The sequence below is a fragment of the Ulvibacterium sp. genome, from assembly GCF_965248315.1.
Taxonomy (GTDB): domain Bacteria; phylum Bacteroidota; class Bacteroidia; order Flavobacteriales; family Flavobacteriaceae; genus Ulvibacterium.
In genome coordinates, this window is record NZ_CBDFIX010000002.1 from 1162815 (window position 1) to 1180400 (window position 17586).

The 17586-nt window shown below is 42.9% G+C and carries 10 protein-coding genes; 9 read left to right on the forward strand and 1 reads right to left on the reverse strand.

What is annotated here, in order from left to right:
* Positions 1–18 precede the first annotated feature (18 nt).
* Positions 19–1824, reverse strand: coding sequence for an alkaline phosphatase (locus tag ACP2AF_RS06475; protein WP_425235419.1), 1806 nt, complete (start codon positions 1822–1824; stop codon positions 19–21).
* Positions 1825–2391: 567 nt separating this feature from the next.
* On the opposite strand from ACP2AF_RS06475, the gene ACP2AF_RS06480 reads away from it, so the two are divergent.
* From ACP2AF_RS06480 to ACP2AF_RS06520, 9 genes are all read left to right on the forward strand, one after another.
* Positions 2392–5370 carry a SusC/RagA family TonB-linked outer membrane protein gene (locus ACP2AF_RS06480; RefSeq protein ID WP_425235420.1) on the forward strand — a complete coding sequence of 993 codons (2979 nt, stop codon included), beginning with the start codon at positions 2392–2394 and terminating at the stop codon, positions 5368–5370.
* 19 nt (positions 5371–5389) lie between these two features.
* Entirely contained in the window at positions 5390–7144 is a 1755-nt protein-coding gene (locus ACP2AF_RS06485; protein ID WP_425235421.1) for a RagB/SusD family nutrient uptake outer membrane protein, read from the forward strand.
* A 303-nt stretch (positions 7145–7447) separates the two neighbouring features.
* The gene (locus ACP2AF_RS06490) at positions 7448–9763 is read left to right on the forward strand and encodes a GH92 family glycosyl hydrolase (RefSeq protein WP_425235422.1); all 2316 of its coding nucleotides are present in this window, start codon (positions 7448–7450) and stop codon (positions 9761–9763) included.
* 197 nt (positions 9764–9960) lie between these two features.
* A complete protein-coding gene (locus tag ACP2AF_RS06495) occupies positions 9961–11016 on the forward strand; it encodes a LacI family DNA-binding transcriptional regulator (protein WP_425235423.1) in 1056 nt (351 codons plus the stop codon).
* A 113-nt stretch (positions 11017–11129) separates the two neighbouring features.
* Entirely contained in the window at positions 11130–12071 is a 942-nt protein-coding gene (locus ACP2AF_RS06500; RefSeq protein WP_425235424.1) for a class II fructose-bisphosphate aldolase, read from the forward strand.
* An 8-nt stretch (positions 12072–12079) separates the two neighbouring features.
* Positions 12080–12952: a 5-deoxy-glucuronate isomerase gene (gene iolB, locus ACP2AF_RS06505; RefSeq protein ID WP_425235425.1), complete on the forward strand. Its 873-nt coding sequence runs from the start codon at positions 12080–12082 to the stop codon at positions 12950–12952.
* A 5-nt stretch (positions 12953–12957) separates the two neighbouring features.
* Positions 12958–13971, forward strand: coding sequence for a 5-dehydro-2-deoxygluconokinase (gene iolC / locus ACP2AF_RS06510; RefSeq protein WP_425235426.1), 1014 nt, complete (start codon positions 12958–12960; stop codon positions 13969–13971).
* Between the two features lie 12 nt (positions 13972–13983).
* Positions 13984–15843 carry a 3D-(3,5/4)-trihydroxycyclohexane-1,2-dione acylhydrolase (decyclizing) gene (gene iolD / locus ACP2AF_RS06515; protein WP_425235427.1) on the forward strand — a complete coding sequence of 620 codons (1860 nt, stop codon included), beginning with the start codon at positions 13984–13986 and terminating at the stop codon, positions 15841–15843.
* Between the two features lie 15 nt (positions 15844–15858).
* Positions 15859–17457, forward strand: a complete 1599-nt coding sequence (locus ACP2AF_RS06520; protein ID WP_425235428.1) for a solute:sodium symporter family transporter — start codon at positions 15859–15861, stop codon at positions 17455–17457.
* Positions 17458–17586 lie beyond the last annotated feature (129 nt).

Genomic DNA, 17586 nt, shown 5'->3' on the forward strand with positions numbered 1-17586 from the left:
AAAGAAACCGTGCCCAACTCAATCTACCTTAATTTTGAGCACTTTTATGATTTTATCGTACACCTCGGTATTCTCATACACGCCTTGAAATTCTTGGGAATGTGGGCCGTATGCAAATATCGGTACCATGGTACCCGTATGATCATGGGTGGTAAAATCTCCTTCCACCATTCGTTTTTCAAGATTTCCCTGTGGCATACTAAATCCGGATGTTTCATGGTCTGCAGTGACAACCACAAGTGTATTGCCCGTTACATCCGCAAATTTCAGGGCTTCGGTTATGGCCCTGTCAAAATCTATTCCTTCCGAAACTATACCGGGTACATAGTTCTCATGGCCGTAACTATCTATTTTCGCACTTTCTACCATTAAGAAAAAGGGAGCGTTCTTGGTCTTTAAAAAAGCCAATCCATTTTTGGTCACCTCAGCCAATATCGCTCCACGGCCTTCAAGAATACCCGGAACACCGTCCTTTGAGATAAAATGTGCGACTCGTTTTTCTTTACTTTGGGCCATTCCACCCGTATTTTCCAGAATAGAAAAACCCATTTGATCAATTTCAGTTTCAAGGGCATTTGAACCTCCACCGACAAGCAGTGAAAGTTTACTTTTTGATAGATCCGAAATAATACCCGCTTCATCCGATCGATCTTTACGATGCGCATAAAAAGCAGCTGGCGTGGCACCTGTAATATCATCCGTTGTAATGCATCCAGAGTTAAAACCGTTTTCATTTAGGAGTTCAGCAATGTTTTTCAAGGAATTGCCCCTATCATCCATTCCTATTGCGCGATTGTTGGTTTTTGTCCCCGTGGCCAACGCTGTGCCTGCGGCCGCTGAATCGGTCGTGAAATCATCAGCGGATTGTGTTTTTATAAAGCCTATACTTTTTAATTGTGTAAGTGTCAAATCCCCGCCATTGGCCAAAACAGAGGACGAAATCTGTGTTAACCCGTTACCATCACCAATGAGTAGGATGACATTTTTAACAGGCCTGTCTTTCTGGTCCGATTCGAAGGTCGGGGTATAAACCTCTGATGAAACCGTATTGTAATAGACACGTTGCTCCATCGTATTTAAATAGGAAGCCGATGCATATGGCAAATCGGTATTGATAAAATCCACACCCATATCGCTAAATGCTTTCCAAGCGGTTTTGGAATCGGGCGCACCCCAAAATCGAAAAGGTTTACCATAGGAATGGGCTTTATCAATTATGGCCTTTACTTTCTTGTAATCCTCAGCTGTCAATCTTCCTTTTCCGTTCCAAGGCGAAAACTTTTTAAAGTTTAGGCTAATCAAAGCTACTTTGTCCCAAGTTTTATCACGCTGTATATCTTCTAGTTTTTGATAATCAAAATGAATGTATCCAGGATAATTCACATACTCATTTACTTTCGGCCGATTGCCGGATATTACAATGGAAATAGTTCTGTTGTTGGTAAGGGCCGGATAGTTTTCCAAGATGGATATCAGTTTTTCCAAGGTGGCATAGGGCTCTGATTTTATATCTACCAGTAACTGTAATTCTTGCGGCTGTCCTAATTTTAAATCCATAGCTTTTTGAATGGGTTGCAGATATAGATTCTCCAAGCTTCGGTCTTGTATAATTTCAGATTCCCCATGGGTAACGTAAAGCTTGTCATTCTTTAAAAAAACGTCCACTTCTATGGAGTTTAGGCCATTGGCATAGGCACTCCAAAAAGGGACTTTTTGAGCATAATCATTATGCGAGTGTATTTTTACCCGATCCACGGGTTGTGCCATTAAAGCGATGGTCGAAATGCAAAGTAGAAGAATTAGGAGGAGGTTTTTTTTGGACATGACAGGGATTTAACTTGTTAAACTATTGTTGTTCAAAAAAGGATTTAATTATAGAATTCCATTTGGATAGGTAAAATCGGGATTGGAATCATTATTTTTATACGAATATAGGACTCCTAAGGGGTAACGATAAGGAGAAGCTTATGCAAAGGTTTGCATAAGGAAGCCATAGGTGCCAAATAAAGAAGCATTGCCCCTCCTGTAAGGAGTTCTTACTATCGAGAAGAGTCTAAAAATCAGGAGTTTTGTCCGTACTTTGGGACAAGCTTGCCGAACAGTCTGCAGTTCCCCTTTTTCTTAGCGAATCATCCCTCTATACCTAAGGTTCACACCCAAATCATTTTCTCTAATTTTTTAAGAAATTCTTCCCAACATATTGCTTTTTTACCAGTTTTAAAAAGCCCTAAATAGTTATTTGGGAATAAGGTTCCCTAAAGTTTAAATAAGGCTTAAGTCCATGTAAATCAATGCAAACCTTTGCATAGACTTTTGGCTGCGAATAATTTTAGGCATCGCTTTTTTATTGTTATTTGGCTTAAGAATTAACTAACGCAAAAACAGCCAGATATGAAGAAAATTCGATTTTTAATGCTGATTTTCCTGCTCGGAATCGTTTCGGTTTCTTGGGCACAGACTACGGTGACAGGTACGGTCACCGATGATCTAAATGCTCCCCTTCCCGGGGCAAGTGTTATAGAGAAGGGAACGACCAATGGTACCACGACCGACTTTGACGGTAATTTTACGATAGAAGTCTCAGATCCAAATGCTATCCTAGAAGTTTCCTATTTGGGATACACTACTGCGGAAATACCCTTGGAAGGTCAAACTAACGTAACGGCTCAGTTGTCCGAAGATGCCACTCAGTTGGAAGATGTTGTAGTTGTAGGATATGGTGTTCAGAGAAAATCGGACATAACAGGAGCCATAGGATCCGTAAAAAGTGAAAACTTCAACCGGGGTGTTGTTGCAAACCCAGGTCAACTTGTACAAGGTAAGATAGCCGGTGTAAATGTCACCAATGTTAGTGGTGAACCCGGAGCTGCCCAGAATATAATTATTAGGGGTGTCGGAAGTCTTCGTGCGGGGACCACTCCTCTTTTTGTAGTGGATGGTTTTATAATTGACAATTCAAGCATTGGTGTTGCAGCTGGCGCTAACCCTCTAAACTTCATCAATCCACAGGATATAGAATCAATGGATGTTTTAAAGGATGCGTCCGCGACAGCGATCTATGGAGCACGTGCCGCCAATGGGGTTATCGTAATTACGACCAAAAAAGGAAAAGCCGGTAAGACAGAGATGAATTTATCGGTTTCCACTGCCGTATCTTCCATAGCAAATCCTATGGATGTGTTTAGCGCCAGTGAGTTTAGAAATCAAGTTCCCGCTGTAGGGGGAACATTGGCCGATGGCGGTGCAAATACCGACTGGCAGGATGAATTGACCAGAACCGGGATTTCCAAGAATGTTAATTTCTCCATGAGCGGTGGGGTTGTGGACAGGTCCTCCTATTTTGTGTCGGCCGGCGTGGATGATCAGGAAGGTACGTTGAACAACAGCTCCTTAACGCGATATTCCGGACGTGTAAATTTGAATCAAAAGGCACTTCAGGGAAGGTTTAACGTGGATTTTAATTTGACCGCTTCCCGTACCGTAAACGAAAGGCCGGACGCTAATGCTATTATTGTGGATATGTTGCAATTGAATCCCACCTTTCCCGTTTTTACAAATGGGGAGCCTACATTCTTTGATGAACGTTTAAATCCGGTTGTCCGTAACCAGATTTTTACGGATGAGGCCAACAGCAACAGGATTTTGGCCAATATTTCACCTTCTTTTGAAATCATTAAGGGATTGACCTATAAGTTGAATCTGGGGGTGGATTATGCTTCTACCACCCGCGATGTGCAAGAGACCCCATATACTTTGTTGGAAGGCTTTGAGCAAGGTACTTTGGACTCAAGGGCAACGATAAATACCAACACCTTGGTAGAAAATACGCTGACCTACACCTTTACTAAGGGCAAACATAACCTAACGGTTTTGGCGGCCCATTCCTACCAGGAAACAAAATTCGAGCAAAAAAGGTTTGAATTGGAAGGATTTGCCAATAATGGGATAGAGCCTAGATATCAAGATCAGATCAGTACCGAGACTTTCCCCACCACTTTAGGGTCCGAAGCTTTTATAAATGAGCTACAGTCTTATTTTGGTAGGGTAAACTACGGGTATGATGATAAGTATTTGTTGACGGCAACGATGCGGGCCGATGGTTCGTCCCGCTTCGGTGCGAACAACAAGTATGGCTATTTCCCGTCCGTAGCTTTGGGTTGGAATATAAGCAAGGAAGATTTTTTGGCCGATAATGCAGTGTTCAGTAACTTGAAGTTGCGTGCAAGCTGGGGTCAAACAGGTAATCAAGATGGAATTCCCAGCAAGGTTAGCTTGGCAAGTTTTATCGATTCCAGAACAGAAAATGATACCTATCCCATTAATGGAACAGAGGTTTCCCTAGGCGATTATCCATTTGGGACAGTTCCTGTCCGTACGGCGTTTCCAGATCTCAAATGGGAAGTTTCCACACAAACCAATATCGGTCTTGATTTTGGTTTGTTCGGCAATAGAATAACGGGTACTTTGGATTATTTCAACAAGGTGGTGACGGATGTGGTATTATTTGCAAATAGAATAGATCCCATTCAACCTACCGAAAAAGTTTGGACAAATATTCCCGACTTGGAAATTAAAAATACCGGTTTTGAACTTTCTCTTGATTATAGGGGCAATTTCACTGAGGACTTCACCTTTAATGTGGGAGGTAACATATCCTATACGGATAACAAGGTTTTGGATTCCCAATTTGCCGTTCTTACCTCCGGTGCTGCCGTAGGGGCTGGGCAAACAGGTGCTACTATTAATGGGTATATCAATGATGAGCCCATAGGCACCTTCTTCATGAAAGAATTTATTGGTATCGGGGCCGATGGGTTAAACCAGTTTAGGGATGTTAATGGGGATGGGGAGTCCTTGGATAATGACCGGATTGCAGTTGGTAGTGCACTCCCCGATATTATTTATGCCTTCTACTTGAATTTCAATTACAAAAACTGGGATTTAGGGCTTAACTTTAATGGGGTTTCCGGAAATAAGATTTATAATCATACGGCCATGACCATATTTTCCAATAGCCAATTGAGTAGAAATTTAAATACCACGGATTTTGCCGTTCAATTCCCAAATGAGGACCTGAGCAATTCCAACGAAGTTTCTACCCGTTATCTGGAAGATGGTAGTTTTTTGCGATTGAACAATGCCACCTTGGGGTATACCCTTGATCCAGCAGTACTTGGGCTAAGCGATTGGGTGAGCAATTTTCGCTTTACGTTAACGGGACAGAACCTATTTGTAATAACGGACTATTCGGGCTTTGATCCAGAAATCAATACTGGAAACGATATCGATGGAATCCAGACCTTTGGTATAGACCGTTTTACCTATCCGTCTCCAAGGACTTTATTATTAGGCTTAAACGTAACATTCTAATTAAAAAATTGTTTCAATCATGAAAAATAAAATTTTAATTCTAACATTTGCTTCTTGTACCTTGTTCAATTGGGGATGTACCGATTTGGAAGAGGAACGAATCGATGAAGCTGAATTTGGGGGTCAGGCAGAAACCATTAGTGGTGCCATTGCTCCGGCCTATGGTTATGTTTCCTGGACTTGGAGACATACACATTACTATGGAATGCAATTGGTAGCTTCGGATGAGGCCATCCTACCCTTTCGTGGGGGAACGGACTGGTTTGATGGGGGCAAGTATATAGCTACCCATGCACATACCATTACGCCAACCAATGATTTGATCGGTGATAGCTGGAATGAGCTCACGACCAATATTTCCAGAACTTTGGCGGCTATTGAAGTCTTGACTCCACTAGCGAACGGCGGTGACAATGAAGCACTTGGTGCCCTGCACGAAATGCGGGCGTTACGAGCTTATCTAAACATGTTGATGTTGGATAGTTGGGGAATGGTGCTTAGAAAGGAGTCTTCCGCCGAACTATCCGAGGTTTTAAGGACGCAAGAAGCCATAGATTACATAGAAAGTGAACTGTTGGCGGTTGTGGATGTCATCAACACGAATAGGGGCCCTGGTAGAATTACCCAGGCCGCCGTTTGGGGCTTTTTGGCCAGATTGTATTTAAATGCCGCAGTGTACAGAGATCCTTATGGTACGCCGAACTTTACCACCGAGGACATGGGCCGGGTAATACAGTATACGGACAACATTATCAATTCCGGTGCCTTTTCATTGTCCCCGGAGTACTTTGACTTGTTCAATGATGACAACAATGGCAATCCAGAGTTGATTTTTGCCTTGGATCAACGGGGGCAGTTACGAAGGGAGCACAGCAGATGGGCATATTGGCCTATTGCAGGTTCCATGTTTCCAAGACCGGAATTCCCAAGTGCGGATGGTACGGACGGGCCCGCTATTACATCGGATTTTTACCAGACTTGGGTAGATGCCTATGGTGCCGTGGATCCGGCCGAAGCAGATGCAAGGTTCTATCAAAGAAATACGTTAGTTCCCGATGCACAGCTACAGGACCTAGCAAATCGGGAGCCCTTACTGGCTACGGAAACCGAAGATAGCTATTACTGCGTTGAACCCACAGTCTTTGAAATGGATAGGGGAATTTTACGGGGGATTCAATGGGGCCCTAGAAAAGGTGATGACGGAGCTTTTTTAACCTGTGATGGTGGTGTTAGGATTTATCCCATACAACAAAGAAAAGGGAACGGACCGGATCGGGATGTGGGCTACGTAGACCATACCCTGGAAGTTGACTTTACCAATGAAGGTTCCTTGCACAACAAGGGTTATCGGCCCTCTAAGTATCAATTTAGCCGTACGTCGCCGAATGGCAACAACTTTAGCAGCGTGGATTTGGTATTACTACGTCTGGCAGAGGTGTATTTGATGCGAGCAGAGGCCAAATTGCGAAATGGGGATGATGCGGGTGCTTTGGCAGACGTTAACATCGTCAGGACCTCAAGAACCGCCCGTCCAGACCAAACCCCGGAAGCATGGACCGCAATTGACTTGGACATTCTATTCCGTGAGAGAGGTTTTGAACTGTACTGGGAAGGTTTTAGAAGAGGAGATCAAATTCGTTTTGGAAAATATGAGGATTCTTGGACCGATAAGACAGATGCCGATCCCAATAAAAGATTGTTCCCAATTCCGCAAAGCGCCGTTGATGCCGCTTCGGGAATTGATGGTTTCTTGCAACAGAATCCAGGGTATTAACGAATTGTATTTAGGGCGAGATCAATGTCATCATGATTCCGGCCCACCTGGTAATTCGTTTGGAAATAGAATACGACACTGGTAATAGTGTTGGTTATTCGTAATTAGTTTGTTTAAGTTTGAGTTAGTTTAGTAAAGGCAGGCAAATATTTGCTTGCCTTTATTTTTAAGAATTGGTATAAATTTTAATATCGACCGCCTATAGCTGTTAGCCCTAAATTGTTTGTGTAAACCGTATATTTATGCAGATAGTGGTATTTACATGGGAAAGGTAGGCCAATGAAGATTAATTTTCCAAATGGTATGAAACCAAATGAATCCTTTGTTTTAAGAGGTCTGGGAGTATTTCTAGTGTTTTTTTTGATAAGCTCATGTGATAGGGAACGGACAAGTTCTTCGAAGATGGTGGAATACGATACCTCTCCAGTAAACAAAGTGTATACCCAATTGGATACCGAAAACTCCCGCTGGTTTTTGTTTTCATCCGCATGTCGCCCTTTTGGCATGGTCAACCTCAGTCCCGACACGCAGGTTGGTGGCGCATGGGGTAGCGGATATCGGTACAAAACTGATACCATTAAAGGGTTCAGTCATATTCACGGCTGGCAGATTTCAGGGCTTTCTATAATGCCGGTCGCCATTTCGGAAGAGAACAAGCAAACTATTTTTACCGATTTTTATTCAAAGTTTTCCCACGATACGGAAAAGGCCGTTCCGGGATACCATGCATTGGAACTCGAGAAATATGGTGTTAAGGCTGAGTTGACCAGTACAAAACGCGTAGGGTTCCACAGATACTCCTTTCCATCCGAGGGGAAACCTGCCATATTGTTCAATTTAAATGGCGTGCTGGGCCCTTGTGAAAATAGGAACGGCACCTTATCAAAAGTTGGTGACAATGTACTTACGGGTGAGTTTGAGATGGCGCCTACCCATAGACGCCCCAAACCTTTCAAGGTATTTTTTCATGCGGAATTTGATTCAAAAATCGATTCTATCATTCAAGACGAGGGGACAAACAACCACCTTGTTTTTACGGATCAAAGTAAAAAAACCATAAAGCTAAAAGCTGGGATTTCATATACTTCGATTGAAAACGCAAAAAAGAATTCAACCACTGAACTGGATCATTGGGATTTTGAAAAGGTAGTCAGGGAATCCAAGGAGGAATGGAACAGCTTATTGGGAAGAATTAAGGTCAGCGGAGGTACCAAAACCCAACAACGTAGGTTTTACACTGATCTTTGGCATGCCCTGCAGGGGCGAAGGGCCATCAACGATGTTAGCGGCAGTTACCCGGACAACACGGGAGATAGCTTCAGGATAGGGCAATTGCCTTTGGATGTTAAAGGTAAACCCAAGTTCAACCATTATAATTCCGATTCTTTTTGGGGAGCGCAATGGACCTTGAACACACTTTGGGGTCTGGTCTATCCTGATATTAAAGAAGAATTTGTGCATTCCCTGCTGCAATATCATAAAGATGGTGGACTAGTCCCAAGAGGGCCTTCGGGAGGAAATTATACCTATGTAATGACAGGTGCATCAAGCACGCCTTTCATCATAAGCGCGATTCAAGAAGGAATAGTAAAGGATAGTTTGCTAAGCATCTACAACGCAGTAAGGAAAAACCATATGCCCAATGGTATTATGGAAAAGGCAGGCTATGAACACAACACAAATTTGGGTGGAGGGTTTAAACATTATCTGGAGAAAGGCTTTGTACCCTACCCCATTCCCGAAGGAAAATTTGGAGGTCATCAAGATGGGGCTAGTCTCACCTTGGAATATGCCTATCAAGATTGGACCTTGGCCCAACTTGCAAAAAAATTGGATCAGGAAGAGGACTATCGCTATTTTCTTGATCGATCAAACAATTACAAACTCCTTTTTGACCAACAATCCGGTTGGATTCGGCCAAAGAATTCCAATGGGGATTGGATGGAAAACTATGACCCCTATGTATATAAAAATGGATTTATAGAAAGTAACGGAGCACAATCCACTTGGTTCGTGCCCCATGATATAAAAGGTTTGGCCCAATTGATGGGTGGACCAGTTAAAGCCGCGGAAAAATTGAATACTCAATTTCAGGTTGCAGAGAAACTGGATTTCACCTCAGGGAACTCGCATGATGTTGAAATGCATCCGGAATATAGTCGCGTTCCGATCAATTACGGCAATCAACCTTCCATTCAAACAGCATTTGTTTTCAATCAACTCGGCAGACCAGATCTAACCCAATATTGGTCACGGAAAGTAGTAGACTCGGTTTTTAGCGGTTTAGACCCATCAACAGGGTATAATGGCGATGAGGATCAAGGACTTATGGGGAGTTTATCAGTCTTGTTAAAAATAGGATTGTTTCAAATGAACGGAGGTACGGAAGAAGACCCAGTATACCAATTGGGTAGCCCTATTTTCGATGAAATCAAAATCAGCCTGCATCCCGATTATTACCTAGGAGAGTATTTCATAATCCAGACCAAGAACAATAAAGAAGGCAATTGGGCCATAAAAAATACATTTCTAAATGGGGAAATGATTCAGAAAATGGCCATCCCGCATTCACAGATTATCAAGGGCGGGGAATTGGTCATGGAATTTAAAGAAAACTAAACATAGTTTATTTCGGTTCAATAAATTTTAGTTGTTCCTTTACGTGGCCACCTTCATTTTTTAAGGGATAAGATGGCAACGTTTTTTTTGTATTTTTCTAAGAGGGTTTCAATAGCATGTAAAGGTCGTGTACAGGATAGGATACTGCCATTGGATGTCGACAGATATATAATGAAAAGGATTCAAAATCGCCGATCATGAAAAAGGGTAGGGTTACGATTATCGATATTGCCCGTGAGTTAAGGATTGCTCCTTCCACGGTTTCCAGGGCCTTAAAGGATCATCCGGCCTTAAAGAAAGAGACCAAGGACGCCGTCCGGGCATTGGCCAAAAAGTTGGACTATCAGCCCAATTTGCTTGCCTTGAATCTTTTGCAAAAGAAATCGAATACCATTGGGGTAATTGTCCCGGAGATTACAAGCCACTTTTTTTCAGCCATAATAACCGGTATTCAAGATGTTATAGGGGACTCTGAATACAATATTATGATCTGTCTCTCTAACGAATCCTACGAAGAGGAGGCGGTAATCATCAAAAAACTACTGAAAATACAGGTAGATGGGGTTTTGGTATCCCCTACTTCAGAGACCAAGAATTTCGATCATTTTCGAACACTTCAAAAAAACGATATCCCTGTTGTTGTCTTTGATAGGGACTGCCCGGGATTGGAGGCGGACAAAGTTTTGGTCGATGATTATGCGGGAGCTTTTCAAGCAGTAGAATATCTTATTAAATCGGGCTGTACCAAAATTGCCCATCTAGGGGGGCCTTTAAATCTGAGTACCACAAAACATAGACTTCAGGGCTATTTGGATGCCCTGGAAAACGCTGATATTCCCATTAGAGAGGAGTACATTGAGCATGTTCCCGGGTTTTCCCATGATGATGGACTTAAACCTGCCGAAAGGCTGTTGAAACTTGGAGATTTACCTGATGCAATTTTTGCTATGAACGATAATATTGCGATTTCTGCCATGCATATCGCCAGAAAGATGGCTTTGAAAATACCAGATGATATTTCAATAGTAGGTTTTGATGATGAACCGCATTCTTCCTATTTTAGACCTTCTTTGTCCACGGTTTGGCAACCGGTTTACAGTTTGGGCATGCTCTCGGCGCGAATCATACTACATAGATTAAATGATGAGGTTCCGCAGAAGAATTTTCGACAAGAAGTCTTTAAACCGGAGCTTGTTATAAGGGCATCTTCAAAGGAATGTACATCTAAGATAAATGACAAAATAGAGTTGTAGGAAAATGCAAACCTTTGCATAGTATTTTAGTCCAGCATGCTTTTCAACATCGTTTTTTTATTGTTTTTTTATGATGTTAGGAGGTCCTAGCGATTTCCGTAGAATGAACTAATATGGTTGTTTCGCCAAAGGAACTCTTTACAAATTGCTACGGTAAATATGCGATTGCCGCTGTAAATGTATTTACCATGGAACAAGTGCATGCACTTTTTCGGGCCGGGGAGAAGGCCAAGGCACCTTTTTTAGTACAGATTACGCCAGTGGCACGGAATTATGCATATTCCGAGATGTTGTCGGCAATGGTCCAGGCTGCGTCCAAAATATATCCGAAAGCGGTTTACGCCGTCCATTTGGACCATGGTAACGAAGAACACGCTTTGGATGCTATAGCTTCCAATACATATAATTCGGTGATGATAGATGCGTCGCATGACAGTTTTGATAAGAACGTTGAAAGAACAAGGGCAATAGTAAAGGAAGCCCATAAAAAAAATGTCTTTGTGGAAGCGGAGTTGGGAGTACTTAGCGGAGTTGAGGATGATATCTCGGTCGATGAAAAAGAAGCAAGATATACAAAGCCTTCCGAAGTTGAAAAATTTGTACAATTGACCCAATGTGATAGTTTGGCCGTGGCAGTGGGCACAAGTCATGGAGCCTATAAGTTTTCTGGAGGTCAGGGCATACAGTTTGACATTCTGGAAGAGATACAAAAGCGTCTTCCCCATTTTCCAATAGTGCTCCACGGGGGTTCGGCAGTAAATAAAGAGGAGATTTCTAGAATAAATAGTAGCGGTGGTGCCTTGAGCGAAGGTACGGCCGGAGTTTCTCCGGAAGAAATAGTCAAATCGATTACTTATGGGGTATGCAAGATTAATATAGCCACGGACACCAGACTTCTTTGGGCAAGGGTGCACAGGGAGTTTTTTAAGGATACCCCAGAACTTTTTGACCCTATAATTCCGGGGAAAGAGTATATGAAGGCGAACGAAGCATTTATGCTGGAGAAATTTGAACTTTTAGGAGCCACGGGTAAAGCAAATCAATTCATCCAATAGATAACAGTATGGGAGCAAAATCTCCATTAGTAGTAAAGCCTAAAACAGGATCAAGGGTTTATCATAAAATAACCCCTGAATCGGCCCAGTGGGAATATCTTTCCTTTGAAGCTAGGGAAATGGTCCGGGACGAGACCTGGGAATGGAACACGCAGGAAAATGAGATGGTCATTGTATTGTTGAGCGGTAACTTCAAGGTAGATAGCGATAAAGGAAACTGGGAAACCTTGAATGGACGTAAAGATGTATTCAGCGGAGTGGCCCATACTCTATACTTGCCAAGGCATACAAAGTTTAGGTTGAAGGCTACCAGTGATGCCTTGGATATTGCCTATGGTTGGTGCAAGGCAGATGAGGATTTTCCGGCAAAGTTTGTTACACCTGAAGAGACTCCCGTAGTTATTTTTGGTGGGGACAATGCTACGCGGCAGTTCAATGATCTAGTGCCTCCAGGCTTTGGGTGCCATAGTATTGTTGTACGGGAAGTCTATACTCCTTCAGGTAATTGGAGTTCCTTCCCCGCGCATAAACATGATGAACGCATTCTTGCAGAGGATGGCACCGTTCTGGAACCCATTCAAGAGGAGACCTATTTCTATAAATTTCAGAAGCCCGAAGCGTATGCAATTCAGCAAGTTTATACCAAAGATCGGTCTTTGGATGAGATTGCGAGACCTCGGCATAATGATGTGGTTATGATACCAAGGGGTTTCCATCCGGTTGTAGCCGAACATGGTTTTCATTGCTACTACCTCAACTTTTTGGCGGGAACAGATCAATGCCTTGCCAATACCACCGATCCAGATCATGAATGGATTTACGATTCATGGACCTCAAAAGATAAAAGATTGCCTTTGGTAACGGCAGAAATGAATAAATAGGGAACATGGCCAACAAAAAATATGATGTAATTACCTTTGGAAGATCTTCCATAGATCTTTATTCCCAAAACATCGGTTCCACTTTCAACAATATTAAAGGGTTTGATGCCTTTGTGGGCGGCTCTCCGTTAAACATTGCTGTGGGCTGTGCACGATTGGGCGTTAACACCAGTCTTTTAACAGCTGTTGGAAATGATAAAGTAGGAGAGTTTATTGTAAACTTTCTAAACAAGGAAGGTGTCAATACACAATGCATTCCTGTAAAGAATTCCGCCCGTAGTAGTGCCGTTGTTCTGGGTATTGAACCTCCGGATAAGTTTCCATTGGTATTTTATAGGGACAATGCCGCGGATAGCCAAGTGGACATTGATGACGTGGACCGGGCCTGTATTCCGGATTACCGGATTTTATTGATCAACGGTACCGCCATGAATAGGGAACCCTCCAGAAGCGCTACTTTTTATGCTGCCGAAGTAGCTAACCAAAATAAGGTCGACGTAGTTCTTGATCTAGATTTTAGGGCAGATCAGTGGCACGACTATAGGGCTTATGGCATAACCATGCGTGCCGTGTTGCCCAAAGTAAAAACTGCCATAGGCACGGAGGAGGAAATATTAGCGGCGACTATGGTAAATACATCCCAGGTTACCATTAAGCATCAACAAATATCGGCCCCGGAAATTTCGGGAGATATTAACGAATCCATACAACGTTTGCTGGCTACGGGCATCGAGACCCTGATCGTAAAGAAGGGCAAAGATGGGGCAAGTATCTGTAGAAAGGATGGGTCTATGCAAGATGTTCCCGGATTCCCGGTAGAGGTGCTTAACATTCTAGGTGCCGGTGATGCCTTTGCCAGCGGATTCCTTTATGGCGTATTAAAGGGTTGGGATATGTACAAAGCCTGTCGTATGGGTAATGCCAGTGGGGCGCATGTGGTGACCCAAAAAGGATGCGCCAACTTTATGCCGACCTTGGAACAATCGTTGACTTTTATAGAAAAAAATGGAGGATTTTAAATTTTGATCAAGATGGAAGTAAAAAGACTTACAGTTGCACAGGCCACCATAGAATACCTAAAAAATCAATATGTGGAAAGGGATGGTATCCAAAACAAGTTTTTTGCGGGTTGTTTTGGGATTCTAGGGCATGGCAACGTTGCAGGAATCGGGCAGGCATTGCACCAAAATCCGGATTTTCCTTTTTACGTGGCACGAAACGAGCAGGCCATGGTACATACGGCCGCGGCCTTTGCCAAGGTTAAAAACCGATTGCAGACCTTTGTATGTACTTCCTCCATTGGTCCGGGAGCTACCAATATGGTTACAGGTGCCGCTGCGGCTACCATCAATAGGATTCCCGTTTTATTAATTCCAGGCGATATTTTCGCCACACGCCATGTTGCCCCCGTTCTACAGCAATTGGAATCTGCTTCGACCCAAGACATTTCGGTGAACGATTGCTTTAGGGCGGTATCCAAGTATTGGGACCGTATCAATCGTCCCGAACAACTGATCACGGCCTTGCCCGAAGTTATGCGTGTATTGACCTCTCAGGCTGAAACTGGGGCCGTCACCTTGAGTATTCCCCAAGACGTTCAGGCGGAGGCGTACGACTTTCCGCTAGACTTTTTCCAAAAAAAGGTATGGCATATCGGTAGAACAATGCCAGATCAAAACTTTTTGGCAAAGGCTATTGAACGGATAAAGGAAAGCAAAAGACCATTAATAGTTTCAGGTGGAGGTACCATTTATAGCGGTGCGACCGAAATATTGAAAAAATTGGTCAATCGGACAGGGATTCCGGTAACCGAGACTTTTGCGGGCAAGGGGTCATTGAATTATAACGAACCCCAAAATTTGGGTGCCGTTGGTGTAACAGGAACTCCGGGAGCTATTGAAATCGCAAAGGAAGCCGATTTGGTCATCGGCCTAGGAACACGTTATAGCGACTTTACCACGATTTCGAAATCGGCCTTCCAAAATCCCGAGGTGCAGTTTGTGAATATCAATGTTACCGAGTTCGACTCCTTTAAGCATGGGGCATTACCATTGATAGGTGATGCCAAGGCAATTCTTGAAGAAATTGACGATCATTTGTCCGATTATGAGGTCAGCACCGATTATCGGGAAAAAGTGGAGAGCTTCAATACAAGCTGGGATGAATTTGTTTCAGGAATCTATTTGGAAAAGAACGAAACACCGGCTTTTCAAGGCGAGGTCATAGGTGCCGTAAATACTTTTTCCGATGCCAACGATATTATGATTTGTGCCGCGGGAAGTCTTCCCGGAGATTTGCACAAGTTATGGAGAACACGGAATCCAAAAGGTTTTCATTTGGAGTATGGATACTCTTGCATGGGTTATGAAATCGCTGGCGGATTGGGTGCCAAAATGGCCCATCCAGAAAGCGAGGTCTATGTGCTGGTAGGCGATGGCAGTTACTTGATGATGTCTCAAGAAATCATTACTTCTATTCAGGAAAGACAAAAACTAACCATAGTTCTCCTAAATAACGATGGGTACTCCAGCATTGGAGGGCTGTCCGCTTCTTTGGGAAGTGACGGCTTTGGTACGTATTACCGTTATCGCAATGAGGAGACCAACCAATTGGACGGAGGGCTTTTACCTATCGATTATGCCGCTAATGCCGCTAGTATGGGTGCGCATGTAATTAAAACATCCAATGTGGAAGAACTAAAAGCGGCCCTCAAAAAGGCAAAGACTATTGATCATACTACCTTGATTTATATTGAAGTAGACCGTAAAAAAGGAGTCCCAGGTTTTGCATGGTGGGACGTGGCCGTGGCGGAAGTATCCGAGAAAGTGGCCGTAAGTGAATCCCATAAAACCTATCAAAAAAATAAGAAGACCCAAAAATATTATCTCTAAACCATCACCCACTCAATGAATACCGATTTGATTATCACGCTGGTCTCATTTATCCTTTTTACGGGAGGAGTGGCACTCTTCACTTGGTATAGCCTGCGAAGGACCAATTTAGGATCTTCCGAAGGTTATTTTTTAGGAGGGAGAAGTTTAACCGGCACCATAATCGCAGGATCTATGTTGTTGACCAATATCTCTTCGGAACATCTGATCGGGATGAACGGAAATTCATATGTCAATGGGTTTATCGTGATTGCCTGGGAGGTTACCTCGTCCATAGCACTGGTAATCGCTGCTATCTTTTTCGTGCCCAAATATCTTAAAATGGGTCTCACCACCATTCCCCAATTTTTGGAAAATCGGTTTGATGGCATCACACGAACCATGGTGGCTTCCATATTAATTTTCTCGTTCGTGGTTACCCTTTTACCTATTGTACTGTATTCTGGGGCTATCGGTATTGAAAGTCTGTTCGGGGTTTCCGATTTTTTAGGTGTCGATACGACCCAGGGACTCTGGATTACCATTGTGGTCATCGGAGCGATAGGGTCCATTTATGCTATTTTTGGAGGATTAAAGGCTGTAGCTTATTCCGATACCATCAATGGCGTTGGACTTTTAATAGGGGGACTATTGATACCCATCCTTGCGCTAATGGCCATTGGCGACAACAATATTATTGATGGTTTAGTAAAGGTTTATGAGTTCGCTCCGGAGAAATTTAATGTGATAGGCAAGCCCGATTCTGTTTTGCCTTTTGAGGTGCTGTTTACAGGATTGATCATCAATCAACTTTATTTCTGGGGGATGAACCAGGCCATTATCCAAAGGGCATTGGGCGCCAAGAATTTAAAGGAAGCCCAAAAAGGGCTATTGCTAACAGGCCTTTTTAAAATATTGATTCCTTTGGTCATTGTGCTTCCCGGTGTTATCTGTTACTTCTATTTTCAGGACACTTATTTTGATCAACAGGATTCCGTATATCCGCAATTGGTAAAAAAGGTACTTCCTGTTTGGTTGATCGGTTTCTTTGCGGCCGTAATCATGGGGGCGGTTCTAAGTACTTTTAATTCAGTTTTGAATTCGGTGGCTACTTTGTTCAGTGTCGATATTGTAAAGAAACATCTCAATAAAAATATCAGTGACATCCAACTGGTTAGAATTGGTAAGGGAACATCAGCTGTATTGGCTGTCGTGGCCATTTTCACGGCACCTATGGTCGCCAATGCCTCGGATGGATTGTACCAATTATTACAGGAACTGAACGGTATTTTCTTCATCCCAATAGCTTCTATTTTATTGGCAGGATTCTTTATGAAAAAAGTTTCGGCCTTGGGCGCCAAGGCCGCCTTGATTTTTGGCCTATGTTTTTACATCTTTATGACCTGGGGTTATACAAGTCATGGTATTCATTTTGTGCATTTATGGGGCATTGAGTTTGTATTGAATGTAGCCATCATGTATGGAGTTTCCCATTTTTACCCGAGAAAGAACTTGTATGAAGTTACCGATGTAGGTGCCGTTAATTTGGTGTCCTGGAAGTATACCAAGATCATGTCCATAGGGCTATGTGCCATTACGATTTTAATTTATGTTTTATTGGGGAGCAATGGATAAAAAGCAGTTTTTTAACTAAGAAATTTATGATTCCACATCATCGTACCAGTCTTGAATCTAACTGTCACATCGAGCGTAGTCGAGATGTTTTTGTCGACCTTTCGACTGCGCTCAAGGTGGCAAAAAGCG